At 44.1% G+C, this 4,520-nt stretch carries 6 protein-coding genes; 2 read left to right on the plus strand and 4 right to left on the minus strand.

Annotated features, from left to right (window positions below):
* Nucleotides 1–3 precede the first annotated feature (3 nt).
* From ACFFAP_RS36285 to ACFFAP_RS36300, 4 genes are read right to left on the minus strand one after another with little or no spacing between them, the layout of a single operon-like run.
* The gene (locus ACFFAP_RS36285; protein ID WP_375515747.1) at nt 4–738 is read right to left on the minus strand and encodes a helicase HerA domain-containing protein; all 735 of its coding nucleotides are present in this window, start codon (nt 736–738) and stop codon (nt 4–6) included.
* Complete coding sequence (locus tag ACFFAP_RS36290; protein WP_375515748.1) at nt 698–1,786, minus strand: metal-dependent hydrolase; 1,089 nt, start codon at nt 1,784–1,786, stop codon at nt 698–700. The genes ACFFAP_RS36285 and ACFFAP_RS36290 overlap by 41 nt, the downstream gene beginning before the upstream one ends.
* Nucleotides 1,786–2,844: an AAA family ATPase gene (locus ACFFAP_RS36295; RefSeq protein WP_375515749.1), complete on the minus strand. Its 1,059-nt coding sequence runs from the start codon at nt 2,842–2,844 to the stop codon at nt 1,786–1,788. The genes ACFFAP_RS36290 and ACFFAP_RS36295 overlap by 1 nt, the downstream gene beginning before the upstream one ends.
* 11 nt (nt 2,845–2,855) lie before the next feature.
* Nucleotides 2,856–3,488: a hypothetical protein gene (locus tag ACFFAP_RS36300; RefSeq protein WP_375515750.1), complete on the minus strand. Its 633-nt coding sequence runs from the start codon at nt 3,486–3,488 to the stop codon at nt 2,856–2,858.
* Between the two features lie 340 nt (nt 3,489–3,828).
* On the opposite strand from ACFFAP_RS36300, the gene ACFFAP_RS36305 reads away from it, so the two are divergent.
* Together ACFFAP_RS36305 and ACFFAP_RS36310 are read left to right on the plus strand one after the other, a co-directional pair.
* Nucleotides 3,829–4,008: a hypothetical protein gene (locus ACFFAP_RS36305; RefSeq protein ID WP_375515751.1), complete on the plus strand. Its 180-nt coding sequence runs from the start codon at nt 3,829–3,831 to the stop codon at nt 4,006–4,008.
* A gap of 132 nt (nt 4,009–4,140) precedes the next feature.
* Nucleotides 4,141–4,488: a hypothetical protein gene (locus tag ACFFAP_RS36310; RefSeq protein ID WP_375515752.1), complete on the plus strand. Its 348-nt coding sequence runs from the start codon at nt 4,141–4,143 to the stop codon at nt 4,486–4,488.
* Nucleotides 4,489–4,520: the final 32 nt, after the last annotated feature.

Raw genomic sequence — 4,520 nt, forward strand, 5'->3', positions numbered from 1 at the left:
TTCCTAAATTTTATTTATCTCAATGATTTTTCTGCACTTGTGAGAAATCCGGGTTAAGCCCGGTACTTTAGATAGTGCCGATAAGTCAAATCGTACAAGGGGAAAGTTGATTGATGGTTGAGTTTTACTGAAAATTCCATATTTAAGAGTAGCTGCCAGTTTTAGCAATAACTTTTCTGAGTCCTTGCAGCCATCTTCTAAACGACTTTGAAGTTCAGCTTCTAAATCAGCAAAATTAGGAGGAACATTCGTCCAAGTTGACTGGTCTTTTTGAAAAATACCTCTACTTTCATAGCAACTTATAAAGGCATTTAAGGTTAAGCCTTGCTGATTTTCACCCATTTTTAGGGACTTTCTCAGGATAGATGAGACAGCGATCGCTTGTAAATCTGGGCCACCACCTTTTGGATCTAAGTCAATTACCAAAGGGTTTAACCCGTATGGAGACTCAGCATCAAGTGAATAGCAAACTTCGTTAGGTAGCTCTAAGTCACCATGAAAATCTGCGACAACTATTTTGATATCAGGAAATAATGATGGGAGTTCATGAGCGATCGCTTTCAATGTCTGTGTCTTACCGCTCCCAGAAGTCCCTAAAATAGCGGCGTGACCATTCCGAAGTTTGGCGGGATTCCAGTAAACTTTGTCACCTAGTAAAATACCAGATGTATCAGCAATAAGGGTTTTCTTGGATTGATTAGGCTTTAGGGTAGCTGCTGGCAGTGGCTTGGGCGGCATTGATTATCCTTATTTGTAATTGTCCTGTGGCGAATTCCTCACCCAGGCTTGACTTGACAACGGACATTGGCGCAGCTTCTAGAGTGATGCTGGTATCAGTCGCTTTAATGGTGGGAAACTGATAAGGGTCACGCGGTAAACCTGCGGTTTCTAAACCGTCTACGCTAAGTTGACCACTGATAAACACCATCGCCCCAGCGCGATTGAATGGTGCGATCGCACTTCCTATCGGTTCATCTTCCAAAGTCAGCGCCTCAATATTAGTAATGGCTGGTCGTCCCACATCGGCTGTGATTTCCTCTAAGAAAATCTGTGCATCGGGTTCAGTCGATGCCTTGTAAATCCGTCCGTCGTCAGCTTGCACTAAAAAGCCTGTTCCTTGTACTTGGATAATTAGATATTGCCCCTTTACCTTAGAGCGATCGCCCGTCCTTACCCCCTTAATGTTGGCTTTGATTAAGTGCGTACTGCCATTGATTAAGTGCGTACTGCCAGATTCATTAAAAATGTGCTGTACGCCAGAGGGAGACGCGATTAACCTGTTGAATTGGGTTAAAATTCCTCCTGAGTTGTTGATGCTGAAGGTCAATAGAGCGATCGCAATCAGCAATATCAAAATAAAGTACTCGGCATTACTGCCAGTTCTTAGCCGAAGATTACGATTACCAGGGCAGACACACCGTACCGGGGAAGGCCAGAACATTTCCACACCGCCGCGAGTGAACACATCCGCAAACCATCCAAAAAAGTAGCCTACACTCAGGGCGTGAGCAACGTTTAAGAGATTGGGATTGAATAGCGCCCCAGTGTAACCGACAATTGCGATCGCACCACTGGCAACTAAACTGTGTGTGCAGCTGCGGTGAGGCATTCTGCTCTCAAAAAATTTACTTATCCACGGGAGGACACGGCCGGCGGGTGATGTTGAGATGTCAATGTCGGGTAATAAGCCAGCGATTGTACCCACGGCGATAATCGTCGGGCTAGCAGTTCCGAGCAGCAGACTGGTAGCTGTGCCACTGATTAGTAAATGGCTGATTCCAAGCATTACCTTATCCTCCTGTCTTCTGGTGGCAGATTATACAGAAGTCGGGAAAGACCGAGGAAAATAGCCGCCGCGATACCTCCAAAAATGTACAATGCTTGATCGCCAGTCCCTAACCCGATGAAGCGCATTATCACGAAGGCAATTCCCGCCAGGAGTATTAAAGGTGTGATGTCGAAGTAGCGACGGTGGTCGCCGGACTCGACATCTAACCCCAAATATTCTTCGTCTACAGCCCGCGCTGCTAACATCGGGTTGCCACCCGCTCTTTCCTGGAGTTTGGATAATTCTGAGGGTTTGAGGGCAATCGCCCTTTCCGCCGCAGCCTGCACCATAATCTCCCGTATCGCGTACTCTGGCAGGGGTTTGAGTTCGATTCTGGGAATGTTGATAAAGATGTCGGTGCGCGGGGGGTCGGTGGCGAGTAGCAGCATAGGCGCGTCGCTCCGTCTTAACTGCTTAAGCCACATCCTAAATTTTGCATCGCAACAGTGAGCGTCATCGAGAATTAGGAATGCTGTGTTTTCCTCTAAGAATTGGGCGATCGCCCTTTTTAATTTGTCAGCTGTTAATGATTTTCCCTCTAAATCCTCAGTGGTAATATCAAACTGATGTGCTATTTCTAGCAACATTTGTTTAGGGGTGGCAGGCTCAATAAACGCCACAGTGAACCCGTCGGCTTGTAGCTTTTCTACTACTGCGATCGCTAAGGTGGATTTACCACTCCCATCCTCACCAGCAATGAGAATAGCCCCATTCGCTAGAAGTGAGGCTGTAGTCCGGTTTAACTCGGCTTGTCGGTAAATCTTGAATTCCCCAGGCGTGGGTATCTCTGACGCTCGTGGACTCGCTAACGCTTCTCTACGAGAGGCAACGCCTTCGCTATCTATTACTGGTGGTGGATCTTGAGTCTCGTTCTTAGAGGAAAGTTTGGGGTTAAATTTGGGAGCGATGCCTGACGGCAAGGCTGAAGCCAACGCTAACACTCCCCCTATGCCTAATGTCAGCAGTGACAAGGGATTTAGACCATTAACAACAACAATCGCCCCAGTTGCCATCATTCCCAAAAACTTCAAGCCGCGCTGATAGAACCCATTGCGGCGCTGATCAATAAGTCTGCGTAAGCGAAAGGGTCAATGCTTGGCATCTCCCCCGATTCCTTGATTTTGGTTTTTAGCTCATCTGGTAATAGGTTTGGATTTTCGATAAAGTGACGAGCGAGTATGTTTTCTGCAATCAACGTACCAGCTGCTTTACCCTGTGCAGATTGTACGATGGCGGCGACATCATCAACTTGCTCTGAAGACTGCGATCGCTTCTGCTTGGGTGCGTAAGTCGGAGTAATCTGTTGAGTCTCTGAAACTGTCAAGCTAGTGGTAGGCGCTGGTTGCTCCTCCTCTTCTATTGGCCCAGAAGGTTTGGGAACTGGGTAGCCTTGCATTCTTCCGGTCTGCTGTATGTGTTCGTGTAATCCGTCCATCTCGGCTATCTGGTCGGCATACAGATAAGCTTTACCGCCTTCCTTCCAGGTTGTAATCCGAAGGTATCGTGTCCGGGCGTAGAAGGAATCGCGCTGAATTGAGTATTTTTTTTGTAAATCTAATATGGAAATTCCAGAAAAATTTTCTTCTTTTTGAGTCGGTTCGGTATCACTTGAAAGGGTATCTGGTTGATTGTCTGCCATAATCCGCTTGTTGTCTGCCAATTTTTTACTCTATTGTCCGGCATACAATCCGGCAGACTGTATGGTGAAATTACGGGTTGTATTGTGAAGTTTTACCAGACAAACAATAAAATCAGGGTTGCGGTAATTACGGTTTACCAATTATAGTTACCGCACTTGTAACCAGCCTGCTTTGCCTGTTCATAAGCAGCATTGATTTTAGCTAGCGATCACAGCCGTTCGTCATCGTCTACAGTATATATACATTTTTGTACAAGGTGGCAGCGATTCTGAGGTTAAGTGTTGTCGTTGCATTGTTTTAAGTATCATATTCATAAATAATAAATTCAGTAACTTTTTTAGTGAAGAGGGTCTTAGAAAAATGGTAACAATTAGAAAATTTCTTGTGGGTTTAGGAACCTCAACACTTTTTTTCATTTTGACTAACAGCAAATTTGCTTATGGAGAAACAATTACATTTAGCGATGTTGTTAATCCTAATCCTGGGAGCAATGCCAGCTTTAAAACTTTAGAACTTGACAACTTTATATTTGATGCTTAAGGTGCTTTTGGTGTTGTAGAGTTAGATTTTGAGCCAAAGGCCTGTTTTGTCGATTGTGTTCCTGGAGATTTACCTTACTTAGCAGCAGGAGGAAGTGGTAGGACTATTTCTATAAGAAACGCTGATAATGCTTTGTTTTCAATATCTAGCATTGAAGCATCAAAAATAGTAGCTTTCAGTAGTAATAATGATCTTGCATCTCCACAAATAGTCATTAGAGGATTAAAAAACGATAACTCACAAGTATCTACATTTTTTAATTTAGAAAATAAATTTCAAACATTTTTACTGCCGGAAATATTTAATAATTTGCAATCCGTGACTTTTTCAGGAGTAATAGGAACAACAAATTTTGATGATAATCTTGCTATTGACAATATTGTTCTGTTAGTAGCTCCTATACCAGAACCAAATTTTACACTAGGTTTGTTAGCTCTTGGTTCTCTTAGCCCAGGTTTAGGGCGTGTTTTCAAACTATAACCACAACAAAATGGAGGCGATCGTAATCATAG

The organism is uncultured Nostoc sp., from assembly GCF_964245575.1.
GTDB lineage: Bacteria > Cyanobacteriota > Cyanobacteriia > Cyanobacteriales > Nostocaceae > Nostoc.